Origin of the sequence: Pleomorphomonas sp. T1.2MG-36 (assembly GCF_950100655.1) — a bacterium.
GTDB lineage: Bacteria > Pseudomonadota > Alphaproteobacteria > Rhizobiales > Pleomorphomonadaceae > Pleomorphomonas.
The window spans coordinates 433,625-450,018 of record NZ_CATNLY010000012.1; the positions used below are offsets into that span (position 1 = coordinate 433,625).

Below are 16,394 nucleotides of genomic sequence, written 5' to 3' on the forward strand. Positions count from 1 at the left end.
GGCAGGGCGCCCTTTCCTTTCTAGAGTATCCATCGATCGATGAATCGAATGTGAAATGACGTTGGGCTGCGAGTCTGATTCAAAGTTCTCCTCACAGGAGGGAGAACGATGGCCAGAGCGCTGAGCGACGATTTGCGATCCCGGGTTTTGCAGGCTGCCGCCTGACGGGCTTTCCGCTCGTCAGGCGGCAGCCCGGTTTGGGGTTGGCGTATCGACTGCGATCCGCTGGATCGGTCGGGCGAAGCTGGGCGAGCGTTCGGCACGAGCGCAGGGCTGGCGTCGAGGCTCTCGCCTCGATCCACACGAGAGCTTCGTGGTCGAGATGATCGAAGCGCAGAAAGACATCACGCTCAACGAGATGGTTGCCCGCCTCGCCAATGAGGTTGGCCTTCAGATCGGCCGCGGTGCCTTGAGTATTTGGCTCGGCCGTCGCGGCTGGACGTTCAAAAAAGACCGCCCATGCACTGGAATAGGAGCGGGCAGATCTCCTGAAGCGACGTCAGGCATGGTTCGATGGCCAGCCCGACCTTGATCCGGCGCGCCTCGCCTTTATCGATGAGACAGGCCTTTCAACAAAGATGTCGCGTCTTCGCGGGCGGTCTCTGCGCGGCGAGCGTTGCCGGGCAGCCATTCCCCATGATCATTGGAAGACCACCACTTTTGTCGGCGCCTTGCGCCTCAACGGCATGACCGCGCTACTGGTTCTCGACGGAGCCATGAACGGCGTTGCCTTCCGAGCCTATGTCGAACAAGTGCTGGTGCCGACGTTGTCGCGCAGAGACGTCGTGGTGATGGACAACCTGCCCGCCCACAAGACCGAGGGCATCCGCCAGGCCATTGAGCAGATCGGCGCTGAGCTGCATTACCTGCCGCCCTATAGTCCCGACTTCAACCCCATCGAAATGGCCTTCTCCAAGCTAAAGGCCGTTCTCAGGGGAAAGGCCGAGCGAACCGTAAGCGCACTGTGGGATGCCGTCGGCGACGCCACCCCACTCTTCACGTCCGATGAGTGCGCTCACTACTTCGCAGCAGCCGGATATGAACCGGATTAAGCCGGACGCGCTCTAAGAGAACAGCCTGCTCATCCATACGATCTCCTAAAAGAACTTCGATTCAGCAACCGCACCTCTCCGTTACAGCTAATTGAGTAACAACTCTAGAGGAGATTTAGGTGTATCCTCACAAGACGCTAGGGGGAGGATGCTCACATGTCTTATGTGTGTCGGGTTTGCTGCGGAGAGAGAGAAAAGAATACCTACACCGCAAAAGAGATGATGTTTGGTTTTGGCAATGAATTTTCTTATGTACAGTGTGCGAACTGCGAAAGTTTACAGATTTGCGAAATTCTATCACAAGATGAAATTAAAAAATTTTACCCAGATACGTACTATTCATTTATATCAACTCCCGATAAAACTGATTCATATAAAGAAAAAGCCAGACGATTGGCTCGACATCATCGAGATAAATCATATTTTTCTTTCGATATATCAGGATATATATTTAGATTGATGAAACCCAATGCATTTATAGAGACGATTGCAAAAACAGGAATAAGTATTGAAAGCAAAATTCTGGACGTTGGATGCGGAAATGGAAAATTACTAAACCATCTTCGCACCATTGGATTCAAGAATCTTATCGGTGTAGACCCGTTTGCCCCTTGTGACTTCAAAACAAATGCTGGTGTTGAAATAAAAAGATCGTATGTTTCGCAGTTGAACGAAACATACGACCTAATCATGTACCATCATTCGTTTGAGCATGTGCCAGACCCGTTCATTGAACTAAAAAGTGTCGCTGAAAGACTTAATTCAGGGGGAGCCTGTCTCATCCGCATCCCGACACCATCTTCGGAAGCGTGGGAAAAATACGGTACCAAATGGGTTCAGCTCGACGCCCCCAGGCACTTTACGCTTATATCTCGCAAAGGAATTGAGTTATTGGCTGGAAGATGTGGATTGAGCCTGCGGTCCCTCGTGGACGACGGAGCGGGCTGGGTATTTTCGGCAAGTGAACTGTATCTTAGAGGGGTGCCGTTAGTAAAGCAGCGGGTTGAGATGTTCTTTACTGTTGAGCAGTTGTCTATATTTGACAGCCAAGCCCGCAAAGCCAATGATATCGGTCGAGGCGATCAAATCGCAGTCATCTTTAGCAAGCCTTGACCCTCACGCCCTTTCAACGATCGGAATCGGCTAGGAGACCGTCGAAACCGCCGTCAAGGTGCTGAAGGGCGAGAAGTTCGTCAAAATCATTAACCGGTACGACAAGTCGAACACCGATGCCCCGGAGGTCGTCGCCATTTTATACAACTGATGCTCATTCTTGGGTGAATTCCGGAGCGCGGCGCTCGTTCGGCACCGCGCCGTTTGAGTTTGCTGCGTCGGCGCGTCGGCGGTCACCACCCGTATCCCTCCAAGCCGTTGGTCGGACACACTTTCCGGTTCGAAAGGTGGCGCCGTTCCGTGCCAAACTCTGGCTTTGCCAGCGCCTGCTCGAGGAGTATTTGATCCCATGCTTTGATGGTACACTCCTCTCATACCGGTTTCGTCAGATGCTGACTCACGGTCTATGCAAATCAGTTTGTCTCTGATTCCCTCCTCGTTGGGGGAGGATTGATGATGCCGAGCAAACTGATCATTCGGACGGATATCAGCGTGGAGACGCTGCGTCGGCGGGCGCGACTTGAATGGGATGGCAGGGTTGCAGCTCGGCTTCTGGCAATCGCCAACGCCCTTGACGGCATGAGCCGTGCCGAGGCGGCGAGAGCGGCTGGGATGGACCGGCAGGCATTGCGCGACTGGGTGATCCGCTTCAACGCTGAAGGGATCGCCGGCCTTTGCGATCGCAAGCGCTCTGGTCCGAAGCCGCTTTTGGACGAAGGCCAGCAGGCGGTCTTGCGGACCATGGTCCTGCGCGGTCCCGATCCGGATCGCGACGGCGTTTCGGCCTGGCGCCTGGATCGACATCTGTCGCCTCTGCGAGGAGCGCTTCGGCGTGACCTACTCGGTCAGCGGCATGTTCGATCTTCTGAAGGGTCTCGACCCTCAGCTGGCAGAAGAGCCGGCCGCGTCACCCTCAGGCCGATGCCGCCGCCCAGAAGGCGTTCAAAAAGGGGGGCTCGCCAAAGCTGTGAAGCGCATCGCCAAGCGGCACGAAGGCAAACAGATTCAGCTCTGGCTCCAGGACGAAGCCCGTGTCGGACAGAAAGGACGCAACGCCCATGTCTGGTTCGAGAAGGGCGCCCGACCGGTCATGCGCACCGACAAGCGCTTCAAATCTGTCTACATCTACGGCGCCATCCATCCCGGCACCGATGACGCCTTCGCTCTGATCCTACCCAGAGCCGATACCGAGATGATGCGCCTCGACTTCGATACCTTCGCACAAAGCCTGCCCGCCGATGTCCGTGTCGTGCTGGTACTCGACAAGGCCGGATGGCGCGTCACCGAGCGGCTCAAACCACCAGACAACATCAGCCTCGTTCACCTGCCGGCCTACTCCCCCGAGCTCAACCCGGTCGAACGTCTCTGGCTCTACCTCAAGGAGCGCTTCCTTTCCCACCGAATCTTCAACGACCAGCACGCCATCGTCGAAGCCTGCGCAAAGGCTTGGAACGACCTAAAGACGGAAACGGGGCGCATCGCTTTGCTCACCGACTACCCCTACATCAGAAAGGTCAGGACCTAACAGAACTGGTATCACATGGTTGGAGGGGTGCGCTATGGGCAGGATTTTTCATGGATGCACCACAAAGACAGAGGTATTCTGTCGAGCGATACTGCATAGTCAAGAGAGACTGAGGGTTCTGGCGAAGCGCCATGGGATCACCACGAAGACCATGGCGAAGTGAAAGAAGCGCAATTCCGTCGCTGATCTACTGACCGGACCGAGGACGCCCTCCTCAACCGTTCTGACAGTCGAAAAGGAGACCGTCATTGTCGCCTTCTGCCGGCACACGCGGCTGCCGCTCGACGACTGTCTATTAGCTACAGCCCACGATCCCGACGCTCACGTGATCGCCCCATCATCGCTCTCTGCTGCGCCAAGCCTCAGCCGCCTGCATGAAATCAATGGCGGGAAGCCTCCCGAGGCCAAGTAAAGAGCTGTCCGATCGGCTACTTCCATATCATCTCCAAGCTGCAGACGGCGGAGGGCAAGTTTTACCTCAAAGTCGGCATCGATCGAGCTTCGAAGTTAGCCTCCGTCCAAGTGGTCGACAAGGAGAGCATAGCTCCCGCGGCACCTTTCTGGACGGCTCCGGTCGGCGCCGTTCCTTATAAAATCTACGTCGTCCTGACCGAAAACGGCATCCAGATCGCCGGTCTACCGAAGAACCGGTCGGGGCCGACCGCCACATGGTGTAGCCTGCCCTTCGAATACGCCTGCCGAGAACACGGCATCTGGCACCGGCTGACGAAGCCAAAGCATCCCTGAATAAGCGGACAGCGCCGCACGCTTAAAGAGGCGACCGTCAACCGCTACACTTTCACTATGATTATCACGACTAGCTCAGGATCACCTGCAGAGCTTGGCCACTGCCTACAACTTCGAGCGCCATCTCTGGACACTAAAAGGCCCTCCCCCTCCGAGTTCATCAGCAAATGCTGAACGAGCGAGCCACAAAGGTTCAGGCTCGATCCAAACCACAAAATGCTGAGACTGAACACCTAGACCGCCCGGCTGGCGAGCGACTGATGCCGCACGCGCTCGCGGTAGAAGATGTAGATGCCGGAGCCGACGACGATGGCGATGCCGAGCAGAGTGACAAGATCCGGCACGTCGCCCCAGATGATCCAGCCGAGCCCGATGGCGAAGGGAATGGTGGAGTAGCGGAACTGGGCGACCAGAGATATGTCGCCGTGCCGCATGGCGTCGATCGAGAACTGAACGCCGAAAATGCAGGTGAGGCCGGCGATTACGATCAGGCCGAACTGCATGAGCGTCATCGCCTGCCAGACTTCCGTCGCCGACAGGAGGCCGCAGGCGATGGTGACCACGACCTGGGTGACCAGCGTCACCACCGCCGAGTTGGTCTCCGGGGCGATGAAGCGGGTCGACAGCTCGCGGACGGTGACGAAGGCCACCGACAGGAGGGGCAGCAGCGCCCAGCTGTTGAAGCCCTCGGGGCCGGGGCGGACGATGATCAGGATGCCGCAGAAGCCGACGACCACCGACATCCAGCGCCGCCAGCCGACGACCTCGCCCAGGACGAGGGCGCCGGCCGCCGTGATGGCCAGCGGCGCCCCTTGCGAGATGGCCGATGCATTGGCGATCGGCAGATGCACCAGACCGGACAGGTAGACCACCGTCGCAAAGCCCTCGCAGATGGAGCGCGTGATGACGAAGCGCGACGTCTGCGTTCTCACGCTCGGCAGCAGCCCCATCCGCCAGACCACGACGAACACGACGACAGTCGCAATGAAGGACCGGATGAAAAGCACCTCGCCGATCGGCAAGTCGTCCGCCACCGCTTTGACGATGGTGTCGTTGATGAGAAAGAACAGGCAACAGAGCAGCATCGCAACGATGCCGCGCAGCGTCTCGCGGAAATCGGTCATGGGGTGAGGTTTGCCTTTGGAGCGTCGATTCGGCGCACTATCGTTCATGGAACGATTCACGGCAAGCCGATCGTTCTCAGGCGGTCTCGGAGACCGGTCTCAGAGATCGCGAACCGCCACCACCGTTCGTCCGGCAATGCCGCCGTCGACGATCCGGCAGGCGGCGTCGATCGCGTCAGGCAACCCGATCACCCGCGTCATGGCGGCGAGGCGGTCGCGATCGACGTTGTCGGCAAGCCGGTTCCAGATCGCCTCGCGGCGCGCCGTCGGTATGCGGACGCTGTCGACGCCGACAAGGCTGACGCCGCGCAGGATGAACGGTGCGACGCTGGCCGGAAGGTCCATGCCGGCGGCGTTGCCACAGGCGACCGCCGCGCCACCCGGCTTCAGCATCGACAGCACATGGGCGAGCATGGTCGAGCCCACCGTATCGAGGGCTGCAGTCCAGCGTTCGCGGGCAAGCGGCTTCACCGCTCCGGCAAACGGCTCGCGGCCGATCACCTCGGACGCGCCGAGCCGCTGCAGTCGCTCGGTTTCCTCCGACCGGCCCGTCACCGCGGTGACGCTCCACCCCTCCTGCGCCAGCAGCATGACCGCCAGGGAGCCGACGCCGCCGGCCGCGCCCGTCACGACGACCGGACCGTCGACCGGGGTGAGGCCGAGACGATGAAGTCTGTCGAGCCCTGCGGCGACGGTGAGGCCGGCGGTGCCGAGCGCCATCGCGTCCACCGGCGATAGCGTCGCGGGCCGGCGGACCAGCCAGTCGCCCGAGACGCGCATCCTCTCGCTCCAGCCGCCGAGATGCGTCTCGCCAATGCCCCAGCCGGTCAGGATCACCTCGTCACCCGGTTGCCAACGCGGATCGTCCGAGCCCGTCACGGTGGCGGCGACGTCGACGCCGGGCACCATCGGCCAGCGGCGCACCACCGGTAGGCGACCCGTCACGGCGAGGCCATCCTTGAAATTCACCGCCGAGGCGCGCACCGCCAGCATCACGTTGCCGTCCATCAGGTCGGCCTCGGCGAGGCGCCCGAACCGCGCCTTAGTTCGTCCGTCCCCATCCCGATCGAGCAGCACCGCGGCGAAGTCCGTCATAGTCCGTCCTTTCCTTTTCATCTCCGCCGTTTACCACGACGGCGACTTCGCCAGTACCCTCAAACTGTTCAGAGATCGACGTTTTTCCCGGATTTCCGCCACTGGCGACCTATCGGCCGTACGGCATTAACGGCTTCTCAAGGTTAATCGGGCAGCATCGTGCAAGGGAGCAGTTTCGTCTCCGTCGCCGTTTGTCACAGTCCTGTTCCCGCCGGAGGCCGTCAGTCCATGCGTCGCGTTCCTCGTACCAGAGTCCGGCCCGGACACGGGCGCGTCGGGCTCGCCGCCGCAGGCGCGTTGTTCGTCGTCGCGGTCGCCTTCCCCACGTCCATCGCCTATCAGGATATCGCCAGTCTCGTCGTCGATTCCATCAGTCCCCAGACGCGCTGGGCGGTGACGCTCGGCGTCGGCCCCGGCGGCGAAAGCACGGTGGTCGCCCCCCGCCTCGGCGACGTCAAGGACGGCTCGGCCCGTCTCGAGATGAACGGCGGCTCCATCGTCATCGAAGGCATGGGCGACGTCATCACCGGCGCGGTCGGCAGCTCCGCCTTCGTGCCCGACGAGGACCGCATCGACCGCAGCTGGAAGGGCGACCTTCCGATGTCGATCACCACGCCGTCGACCGAGCGCGGCTTTTCCGCCGGGTCGCTGACGCTCGGCGACGCCGGCCGCCTGACGCCGCCCGCCGTGCTTCCGACCATGGCGTTCTCGGCGTCCTCGGCGCCGCTGTCGGTTCTGGCGATATCGCGCTTCATCGGTCCCAAGCCGACCACCGCCGTTGCTGATCTCGCGCCGATCCCCCTGCCGCTGCACAAGCCCGACCAGACCATGCTGGTGGCTGCGAGCTACCCGTCGCGCGCCTACGCTCCGGCCGAAACCGGCGCAGCCGCCTCGGCGCTGCTGGCCGCCTATGCGCCCGACAGCTCGGTGGTGAGCCAGGACATGTTCGCCTCGCTGTTCGCCATGCCGGGCGACAAGCCGGCACCACCGCCGCCGGTCGTCCGCCCCGGCGACCACTGGTGGGCCGCCAACCCGCTGCCGGCCAGCGTCTGGGACGACGGCGAGCAGAAGTGCCTTGCTGAGGCGATCTACTTCGAAAGCCGATCGGAGCCGCGCAAGGGCCAGATCGCCGTGGCCCAGGTGGTGCTCAACCGCGTCAAGAACCCGGCCTATCCGGACACCATCTGCAAGGTGGTCTACCAGAACCGCGACAAGTACAACGAATGCCAGTTCTCGTTCGCCTGTGACGGCCGGCGCGACGTCATCTACGACAAGGTCGCCTGGCGGCGGGCGCAGCAGGTGGCCGGCGAGGTGACCAGCGGCGCGGCGTGGCTCGACGACGTGGGCACGGCGACCCACTATCATGCCACCTACGTGCGGCCGAACTGGGCGAGCGTGTTCACCAAGAAAGCCAAGATCGGCCTGCACGTGTTCTACCAGACCATCAATGGTGGCTGGAGCTGAGCGACCGCGCCGGGCTGCGGGCTTTTTCGCCGCGATCCCTCGTGTCGTTCCGTCTTCCTGCGCGTCTATTCGGGGATGACATTTTTCCCCGAACCGACTAATCAGACGCAGCATTGCAAGACGACCGGCGACAGGCCGGGAGACCCGAGGACCACCATGCCCGATCTTCTCATCGAACTCTTCTCCGAAGAGATTCCCGCCCGCATGCAGGCGAAGGCCGCCGACGATCTCAAGGCTCTGGTGACGAACGGTCTGGTGGACGCCGGCCTCACCTACGAAAGCGCCGGCGCCTTCGCGACGCCGCGCCGCCTTGCCCTCACCGTTCACGGCCTCAACACCCGCTCGCCGGACATCCGCGAAGAGAAGAAGGGCCCGCGCACCGACGCGCCGGCCGGCGCCATCCAGGGCTTCCTGCGCGGCGCCGGGCTCGACGACATCGCCAAGGCGCGCGTCGTGTCCGATCCGAAGAAGGGCGATTTCTACGTCGCCGACCTCGTCAAACCCGGCCGCACGGCCGAGGCGATCATCGCCGAGCTGATGCCGCAGGTCGTTCGCGGCTTCCCCTGGCCGAAGTCGCAGCGCTGGGGTTCGGGCACGCTGCGCTGGGTGCGCCCCCTGCATTCGATCGTCTGCACCTTCGGCCCCGAGACCGAAGAGCCGGTGGTCATCGACTTCGAGGTGGATGGCATCCGCTCCGGCAACGTCACCTACGGCCACCGCTTCCTTGCCCCCGAGGCGATCAAGGTGAAGCGCTTTTCCGACTACGTCGAGAAGCTTGAAAAGGCCAAGGTGGTGCTCGATCCGGCCCGCCGGCACGACATCATCCTCGCCGACGCTCGCAACCTCGCCTTCGCCGCCGGCCTCGAACTGGTCGAGGACGAAGGCCTGCTCAACGAAGTGGCCGGCCTCGTCGAATGGCCGGTCGTGCTGATGGGCGCCTTCGATCCCGCCTTCCTCGACGTGCCGGACGAGGTGATCCGCGCCACCATCCGCGCCAACCAGAAGTGTTTCGTGCTGAAGGACCCGAAGACGGGCCGCCTCGCCAACCGCTTCATCCTGACGTCCAACATGGCCGCGAAAGATGGCGGCGCCACCATCATCGCCGGCAACGAGCGCGTCATCCGCGCCCGCCTGTCGGACGCCAAGTTCTTCTGGGACGGCGACCTCGCCATTCCGCTTCAGACGCTGGTGCCCAAGCTCGAAGGCATCACCTTCCACGAGAAGCTCGGTAGCCAGGGCGATCGCGTGCGCCGCATCGTGGCGCTGGCCCGTGAGATCGCGCCGCTGGTCGGTGCCGATGCCGACAAGGCGGCCCGCGCCGCCCTGCTGGCCAAGGCGGACCTGCTGACGGGCGTCGTCGGCGAGTTCCCCGAGGTGCAGGGTCTGATGGGTCGCTACTACGCCACCCATGCCGGCGAAGACGCCGCCGTTGCCGCCGCTATCGAGGAGCACTGGAAGCCGCAGGGCCCGTCCGACCGCGTGCCGACGGCGCCGGTGTCCATCACTGTAGCGCTGGCCGACAAGCTCGACACGCTGGTCGGCTTCTGGGCCATCGACGAGAAGCCGACGGGCAGCAAGGACCCGTTCGCGCTGCGCCGCGCCGCGCTGGGCGTCATCCGCATCATTCTCGACAACGGCGTGCGCCTGCCGCTCAACGCCTACGCCAGCAAGACGCCCGATCTGCTCAACTTCTTCGCCGACCGGCTGAAGGTGCAGCTCCGCGAACAGGGCAACCGGTTCGACCTCGTCGACGCCGTCTTTGCCCTCGGTGGCCAGGACGACCTCCTGCTCATCGTCAAGCGCGTCGAGGCGCTGGGTGCCCTGCTCGCCACCGACGACGGCAAGAACCTCCTGGCCGGCTACAAGCGCGCCGCCAACATTCTGAAGGCCGAGGAGAAGAAGGGCACCACCGTCGCCGACGCCGTCGACGCCAACCTGTTCAAGGAAGCCGAGGAAAAGGCCCTTGCCGCCGCCATCGAGACGGCCGCCCAGGCAGCCCACGATGCCGTCGCCGCCGAGAACTTCGAAGGCGCCATGAAGGCTCTCGCCACGCTGCGCGCGCCGGTCGACGCCTTCTTCGACAAGGTGCTGGTCAACGACGCCGACGAACGCGTGCGCGCCAACCGCCTCGCCCTTCTGACGGTGCTGCGCGACGCCTGCCATCAGGTGGCGGACTTCTCGAAGATCGAAGGCTGACCGGTAAATTAGTCAGACAATACAAGCCGCTTGCCCTCTGGGCGGGCGGCTTTTTCGTTCGCGCGCGGAACCAAATCAACTTGAAATCGTTACGAATCTCGATTTGCTTCTTTTTGCGCGCATATTTCGCGAAAAGGCTTGGCATATACGACTTTCGGCGTATTCTGATTTCAACATCTTCGCCAACCGGATGAGCGCTGTTGACCTTTTCGCTGTTCTCTCCGCATGATCGCCTTGCCTCCCTCCTCCTGCCCCATTCGGGCGCCTGCGTCTGCTCCGCCGACGGTAGCCACGATTTTTCCCACCTCCTGCGGGTGTGGAAGAACGCGACCATGATCTGCGACAACGAGGGCGGCGATACCGAGATCCTGGCGGCGGCCGTGTTGCTCCACGACTGCGTCGCGGTCGAGAAGAACTCGCCGGACCGTCCTCGGGCTTCGCGCCTGTCGGCCGTAAAGGCGCGCGAGATCCTGTCCGGCATCGGTTGGGAGGCTGAGCGGCGCGAGAAGGTGGCGCATGCCATCGAGGCGCACAGCTTCTCCGGCGGCATCGAGCCGACGACGCTGGAGGCGCGCATCGTTCAGGATGCCGACCGACTGGACGCCATCGGCATGATCGGCGCGGCGCGCTGTTTCTATGTCGCGGGTCGGCTCAACAACCACCTTTACGATGCCGGCGACCCTTCCGCGGAGGAACGGCCGCTCAACGACAGCCGTTTTGCGCTCGACCACTTCATGACCAAGCTGTTCAAGCTCTGCGAGGGCTTCAAGACGGCAACCGGCCGCCGGCTGGCCGCCGAACGGCATGCGCGATTGCAGCGCTTCTACGATGATCTTCTGGAAGAGATCTGAACAGGGACGCGGCGCGCCTCCCTGGAGCATGTCCGGCGTCCCCTGGTTCGCCAACACGCTCTATTTCATTGTTGTCACGCAACACCGATGCCGCTCTACAGCAGCCCCTTGAGCCGCATCAGCCCGAGCGCGGCAACCGTTGTCGCGTCGCGAATGGTGCCATCCGCGACCATGGCCTCGACCTCGGCCAGCGGAACAGCACGCGAGACCAGATCGGCCTCCTCGGCTTCCAGCGCCGTTTCGCCCTGCACCAAATCCTCCGCCAGGAAGATGTGATAGCGCTGCGACGAGTAGCCGTAGGCGAGGAACAGATCGCCGACCCTCGTCATCTTGCCGGCGATGATGCCGGTTTCCTCGGAGAGCTCGGCCCGGGCGACCTCTTCGGGGGCCACGTCCGGCCGCGTTTCCCACGAGCCTTGCGGCAGCTCCCAGTAGCGGCCGGCGACGGGATAGCGATACTGCTCAACGAGATGGATCAGGCCGCGCGCCCGGTCGACGGCGGCGATGACCACGAAGTCGGGCTTCTCCACCACGCCATAGATGCCGCGCGAGCCATCGGGCCGCTCGATGGCGTCCTCGCGGACGCGCATCCAGCGGTTCTCGTAGACGATACGGCTATCGATGGTGCGCACCACCGCAGGAGCCCGTTGGGCGAACTCTGGCTCGCCAACACGCTCCTGCCCTTTGTCGTCAGGCAATTCGGGCCGCAAAACCGGTTCCCACTTTTGCTGAATTGCCTCAGATCAGGCCGTGTTCGGCCATCCAGGCGGAGGTGATCGCGGCCTGACTGCGCGAGGTGATCTTCAGCGTTTCCAGGATCTTGCCGACATGCGCCTTGACGGTCGCCTCGGAGATGCCGAGCTGATAGGCGATCTGCTTGTTGAGCAGGCCGTCGCCGAGGAGCTGGAACACCTTGAGCTGCTGCGGCGACAGCTCGGCCACCAGCGCGGACCGTTCCAGGACCGCCTGCGACACTGCCGAGTTGTCGGCGCCCACCTCGATGATGGTGCCGCCGTCGAGCACGGTCTCGATGGCCGCCGCCAGCATATCCTCCGAGGATCGCTTGCCGATGAAGGCCCGACAGCCGAGATCGAGACAGCCCTGCGCCAACTCTTCGCCGGAGTTGGAGGAATAGACGATCACGAAGGCCTTGGGGGCCAGCGAGCGAACGTGCTTGATCGTGTCGAGGCCGCGCATGCCGGGCATGACGAGGTCGGTGATGACCAGCGTGTTGTCTCCGGTGTCGAGAACGGCGTCGGCGAGCTCGTCATAGCTGGTCGCGAGAATCGGCTGTTTGAAACCGAAGCGCTTCTTCAGGATGCGCACCACCGCCGACTGGATGATCGGATGGTCCTCGGCAACGATCGCCGTCCAATTCTGGCCGACGTCGGCCGGCTGTGCGTCTTCTACCCGCTCGTTCATCAATCCCACCCTACCCGCTGGAACGAAATGACCATTACATGTTCGGATAATTGGGTCCCCCCGCTCCCTCCGGGACCGCCCAATCGATGTTCTGGTTGGGGTCCTTGATATCACAAGTTTTGCAGTGAACACAGTTTGTGGCATTGATTACATAACGAGGTCCGGTATTTGGCTCGTTTATCCACTCGTACACGCCAGCCGGGCAGTAGCGGGCGGACGGACCGCCGAAAACATCATGTTCCGATATCTTCTGAAGGTCCGGATCCAGCAGCCTGAGGTGCACGGGCTGGTTCTCCTCATGGGCGGTGCCCGACAGGAAAACCGATGACAGCCGGTCGAAGGTGAGCTTGCCGTCCGGCTTGGGATAGGCGATCGGCTGGAAGCCGCGCGCCGGCTTCAGGCAGTCGGCATCGGCCTTGCCATGGCCGAGCGTGCCGAAGGGCGAGACGCCGAACAAAGTCTCCATCCACATGTCCAGGCCGCCGAGACCGATACCCAGAAGCGTGCCGAAGCGCGACCACAGCGGCTTGACGTTGCGCACCCGCTTCAAGTCCTTGCCGATGGCGGACGCCCGCCAGCCGGCTTCGTAGGATGCCAGCTCGTCGCCGGTCCGGCCGGCGGCGATGGCTTCGACGACCGAGTCGGCGGCGAGGATGCCCGAGTGGACGGCGTTGTGGCTGCCCTTGATGCGCGGCACGTTCATGAAGCCGGCCGAACAGCCGATCAGCGCGCCACCGGGGAAGCAGAGCTTGGGCACCGACTGCCAACCGCCCTCGGTGAGGGCGCGCGCGCCATAGGAAATGCGCTTGCCGCCCTCGAACGTGTCGCGGATGAGCGGATGCGTCTTGAAGCGCTGGAACTCCTCGAAGGGAGACAGGTACGGGTTCTCGTAGTTGAGATGAACGACGAAGCCGACGGCCACCTGGTTGTTTTCGAGGTGGTAGAGAAACGAACCGCCGCCGGTACCGCCACCGAGCGGCCAACCGAAGGAGTGCTGGACAAGGCCGGGCTTCGCCTTGTCGGGCGCGACCTCCCAAAGCTCCTTGATGCCGAGGCCGAACTTCTGCGGCTCCCTGCCCTCGTCGAGCTGGTAGCGCTCGATCAGCTTCTTGGACAGCGATCCTCGCGCGCCCTCGGCGAACAGCGTGTACTTGGCGAGCAGCGCCATGCCGCGCTGGTAGTTGGGGCCTGGCGCGCCGTCCTTCTTTACGCCCATGTCGCCGGTGGCGACGCCGATCACCCTGCCATCGTCGTCGTACAGCACCTCGGCGGCGGCGAAGCCCGGATAGATCTCGACGCCAAGCGCCTCGGCCTTCTGGGCCAACCAGCGGCAGACGTTGCCCAACGACACGGCATAGGCACCGTGATTGGTCATCAGCGGCGGCATCAGCATGCTCGGCAGGCGAACGCCGAATGTCTTGAACAGAAAGAAGAAGCGGTCGTCGGTGACGGGCGTCTTGAAGGGTGTATCCGGGTCATCGCGCCAGTCGGGGATGAGCGCCGATATGCCGGAGGTGTCGACCACCGCGCCCGAAAGAATGTGAGCGCCGACCTCCGACCCCTTTTCGAGCACCAGAACCGAGATATCCTGCCCGGTTTCGGCGGCGCGCTGCTTGATGCGGATGGCGGCGGCGAGGCCGGCCGGACCGGCGCCGACGATCACCACGTCGAATTCCATGGACTCGCGCTCGGGCAGCTCGGTGGTCATGAATGTCTCTCTTTTCGGGCAGCGGATCGCATGTCGTGTGCATCATCCGCGCCAAGGCCGCCCGGCAACGCCTGGGGGAAAACACGGATCATGCCCACCGCAGCCCTTCAACCACGATCCGTTGACGCGATCAAACGCTTTCGGGGCGGGGTTTGACCGCCTTGGGTGGGGTGCGGCGTTTCCTCGCCGGCCGTCCTGCTCTATAGAAAGGCCATGCCGTCCGATCCGACGTCCCTTCCTCCCGGCTTCGATGCCGCCGCGACCCTTCTCGAATGGTATTCGGCGATGGGCGTCGACGTGACTCTGGCCGACGCGCCGCTCGACCGGTTCGAGGAAAGCGCCAAGGCCAGGGCGGCAGCCGAGAGCCAGGCGGCGCGGCGGCAGGCAGCGCCGGTGCCGCGCGGCCCGATGCCGGCCATCGATCTGTCGCCGCAGGGCGCAGTGGCCCGGCCGGCCATCGCATCGGGCCAGACGGCCCAGGTGCCGACCGAAGCCACGGTGATGCAGGCGCGCGCCGCCGCCCAATCGGCCAAGACGCTCGACGAGTTGAAAGCCCTGATCCAGGCCTTCGACGGCTGCAATCTCAAGCTCACGGCGAAAAACACGGTGTTCGCCGATGGCAATCCCACCGCCAAGCTGATGCTGATCGGCGAGGCGCCCGGCCGGGACGAGGATATCGAGGGACGCCCCTTCGTCGGCCGCTCGGGCCAGTTGCTCGATCGCATGCTGAATGCCATCGGCTACAGCCGCAGCAACAACGCCTATATCGCCAACGTCATCTACTGGCGGCCGCCGGGCAACCGCGACCCTTCCGACGTGGAGATCGCCATCTGCCGGCCGTTCATCCTGAGGCAGATCGAGCTGATCGATCCGGAGCTGATCGTCTTCCTGGGCGCGCAGCCGGCCAAGGCGTTGCTTGGCGGCGACGCCGTGAAGCAAGGCATCAACAAGCTGCGCGGACGCTGGTGCGAACTGGAGATCGGAACCAAGCGCTTCAAGGCGCTGCCGACCTTCCACCCTGCCTATCTTCTGAGGACGCCGATCAAGAAGCGCGAAGCCTGGCGCGATTTCCTGACGGCCAAGGTCTTTCTCGAAAACGGCGGCATGCTGCCGCCGGCCTGATACCGTTTCCGTCTGGTTTCGACCTTTCGGGCGGAACCTGACGGACGCGGAAGCGCCCGACCGGGCGCTGGCCGGTCAGGCCGAAACTCGCTTGAGCCGCCCGTTTTGAACCGCCCGTTTTGAGCCGGACGAGTCCGGATCAAGCGGAACGAATATGAGACGAGAAAAGGGCGGCAACCCCGTCGAGGTCACCGCCCTTCCTGTCGATATCGACGAAAACTCAGTGCAGCAGCTTGCCCGCGACCGAGGCGACGCGCGCGCCATAGGCACGAGCCGTTTCAAGGTCGCCGGATGGGATCTCGTTGGCGCCGGCATCGGACGGCGTCGAGACCAGGAGGCCAACGGAGCCACCGAGGCTGTTGACGTCATCGCGCGTGGACGCCTTGGTGTTCGACGGCATCAGGCCGAGGCTCACCCAGATGCCGCCGTGCTGCGAGGCCAGCGTCTGCAGGCCGATCAGCGTCACCTGCTTGTCGCCGTTGAGGCTGGCCGAGTTGGTGAAGCCGCCGAACACCTTGTCCTGCCACTTGCGCGTGAACCAGGCCTTGGAGGTGGCATCGGCGAATTTCTTGAACTGCCAGCTCGAGTTGCCCATGTAGGTCGGCGTGCCGAAGATGATGGCATCGGCCGAATCCAGCTTGGCCCAGTCCGCTTCGTTGACGTTGCCCTCGGCATCGATGGGAATCAGCTCGGCACCGGCGCCGGCGGCGACTTCCTTGGCGACGACTTCCGTGTGTCCGTATCCCGAGTGGTAGACGATTGCGACCTTGGCCATATCAAACCTGTTCCTTGTCGGGGTGACGACCCCGTCATTCGATGAGCGCCCTTAGGCGCGTGACTGGTGCAATCCGGAGGGCTCGCGGCGCCAAACGCGCAGCGCAACGCCATCAAGCAACCTGTTAAAAGTGCTTAATCCGAATTGCGAATATAGGAATAGTTTCGAGATGGTCGGGCTTCAAGAGAAGCCATGCTCCG

The 16,394-nt window shown here is 63.0% G+C and carries 12 protein-coding genes and 3 pseudogenes; 9 read left to right on the top strand and 6 right to left on the bottom strand.

Annotated features, from left to right (window positions below):
- Positions 1-108: 108 nt before the first annotated feature.
- The 5 genes and pseudogenes from QQZ18_RS08935 to QQZ18_RS08950 all read left to right on the top strand — a co-directional run.
- Positions 109-1,052 (top strand): annotated as a pseudogene (locus tag QQZ18_RS08935) (IS630 family transposase).
- A 156-nt stretch (positions 1,053-1,208) separates the two neighbouring features.
- A complete protein-coding gene (locus tag QQZ18_RS08940) occupies positions 1,209-2,165 on the top strand; it encodes a class I SAM-dependent methyltransferase (protein WP_284540228.1) in 957 nt (318 codons plus the stop codon).
- A gap of 579 nt (positions 2,166-2,744) precedes the next feature.
- Positions 2,745-2,834, top strand: a pseudogene (locus QQZ18_RS23790) (helix-turn-helix domain-containing protein); the annotation flags it as partial.
- Between the two features lie 163 nt (positions 2,835-2,997).
- Positions 2,998-3,690 carry an IS630 family transposase gene (locus tag QQZ18_RS23795; protein WP_446728622.1) on the top strand — a complete coding sequence of 231 codons (693 nt, stop codon included), beginning with the start codon at positions 2,998-3,000 and terminating at the stop codon, positions 3,688-3,690.
- 34 nt (positions 3,691-3,724) lie between these two features.
- A pseudogene (locus tag QQZ18_RS08950) lies at positions 3,725-4,667 on the top strand (IS481 family transposase); the annotation flags it as partial.
- A gap of 3 nt (positions 4,668-4,670) precedes the next feature.
- Here the strand turns inward: QQZ18_RS08950 and QQZ18_RS08955 are convergent.
- Positions 4,671-5,561 carry a DMT family transporter gene (locus QQZ18_RS08955; RefSeq protein WP_284540230.1) on the bottom strand — a complete coding sequence of 297 codons (891 nt, stop codon included), beginning with the start codon at positions 5,559-5,561 and terminating at the stop codon, positions 4,671-4,673.
- 99 nt (positions 5,562-5,660) lie between these two features.
- Positions 5,661-6,656: an MDR family oxidoreductase gene (locus tag QQZ18_RS08960; RefSeq protein ID WP_284540232.1), complete on the bottom strand. Its 996-nt coding sequence runs from the start codon at positions 6,654-6,656 to the stop codon at positions 5,661-5,663.
- A gap of 228 nt (positions 6,657-6,884) precedes the next feature.
- Between QQZ18_RS08960 and QQZ18_RS08965 the strand changes: the two genes are divergently transcribed.
- From QQZ18_RS08965 to QQZ18_RS08975, 3 genes are all read left to right on the top strand, one after another.
- Positions 6,885-8,120: a cell wall hydrolase gene (locus QQZ18_RS08965; protein WP_284540233.1), complete on the top strand. Its 1,236-nt coding sequence runs from the start codon at positions 6,885-6,887 to the stop codon at positions 8,118-8,120.
- Between the two features lie 156 nt (positions 8,121-8,276).
- Positions 8,277-10,316, top strand: a complete 2,040-nt coding sequence (glyS, locus tag QQZ18_RS08970) for a glycine--tRNA ligase subunit beta (RefSeq protein ID WP_284540235.1) — start codon at positions 8,277-8,279, stop codon at positions 10,314-10,316.
- Positions 10,317-10,516: 200 nt separating this feature from the next.
- A complete protein-coding gene (locus tag QQZ18_RS08975; protein WP_284540236.1) occupies positions 10,517-11,167 on the top strand; it encodes an HD domain-containing protein in 651 nt (216 codons plus the stop codon).
- 95 nt (positions 11,168-11,262) lie between these two features.
- On the opposite strand, the gene QQZ18_RS08980 is transcribed toward QQZ18_RS08975, so the two are convergent.
- The 3 genes from QQZ18_RS08980 to QQZ18_RS08990 are packed head-to-tail and all read right to left on the bottom strand — an operon-like array spanning position 11,263 to position 14,297.
- Positions 11,263-11,865, bottom strand: a complete 603-nt coding sequence (locus QQZ18_RS08980; protein ID WP_342398916.1) for an NUDIX hydrolase — start codon at positions 11,863-11,865, stop codon at positions 11,263-11,265.
- Positions 11,866-11,905: 40 nt separating this feature from the next.
- Positions 11,906-12,589: a LuxR C-terminal-related transcriptional regulator gene (locus QQZ18_RS08985; protein WP_284540238.1), complete on the bottom strand. Its 684-nt coding sequence runs from the start codon at positions 12,587-12,589 to the stop codon at positions 11,906-11,908.
- Positions 12,590-12,623: 34 nt separating this feature from the next.
- On the bottom strand, positions 12,624-14,297 hold the full coding sequence (locus tag QQZ18_RS08990) for an electron transfer flavoprotein-ubiquinone oxidoreductase (protein WP_284540240.1): 1,674 nt from the start codon (positions 14,295-14,297) through the stop codon (positions 12,624-12,626).
- A gap of 213 nt (positions 14,298-14,510) precedes the next feature.
- Here QQZ18_RS08990 and QQZ18_RS08995 point away from each other — a divergent pair, with 213 nt between their 5' ends.
- Positions 14,511-15,419, top strand: a complete 909-nt coding sequence (locus tag QQZ18_RS08995; RefSeq protein ID WP_284540242.1) for a uracil-DNA glycosylase — start codon at positions 14,511-14,513, stop codon at positions 15,417-15,419.
- A gap of 220 nt (positions 15,420-15,639) precedes the next feature.
- Here QQZ18_RS08995 and QQZ18_RS09000 read toward each other — a convergent pair whose 3' ends face one another.
- Positions 15,640-16,194 (bottom strand): flavodoxin family protein, encoded by a 555-nt coding sequence (locus tag QQZ18_RS09000; protein ID WP_284540244.1) that lies wholly within the window; start codon positions 16,192-16,194, stop codon positions 15,640-15,642.
- Positions 16,195-16,394: the final 200 nt, after the last annotated feature.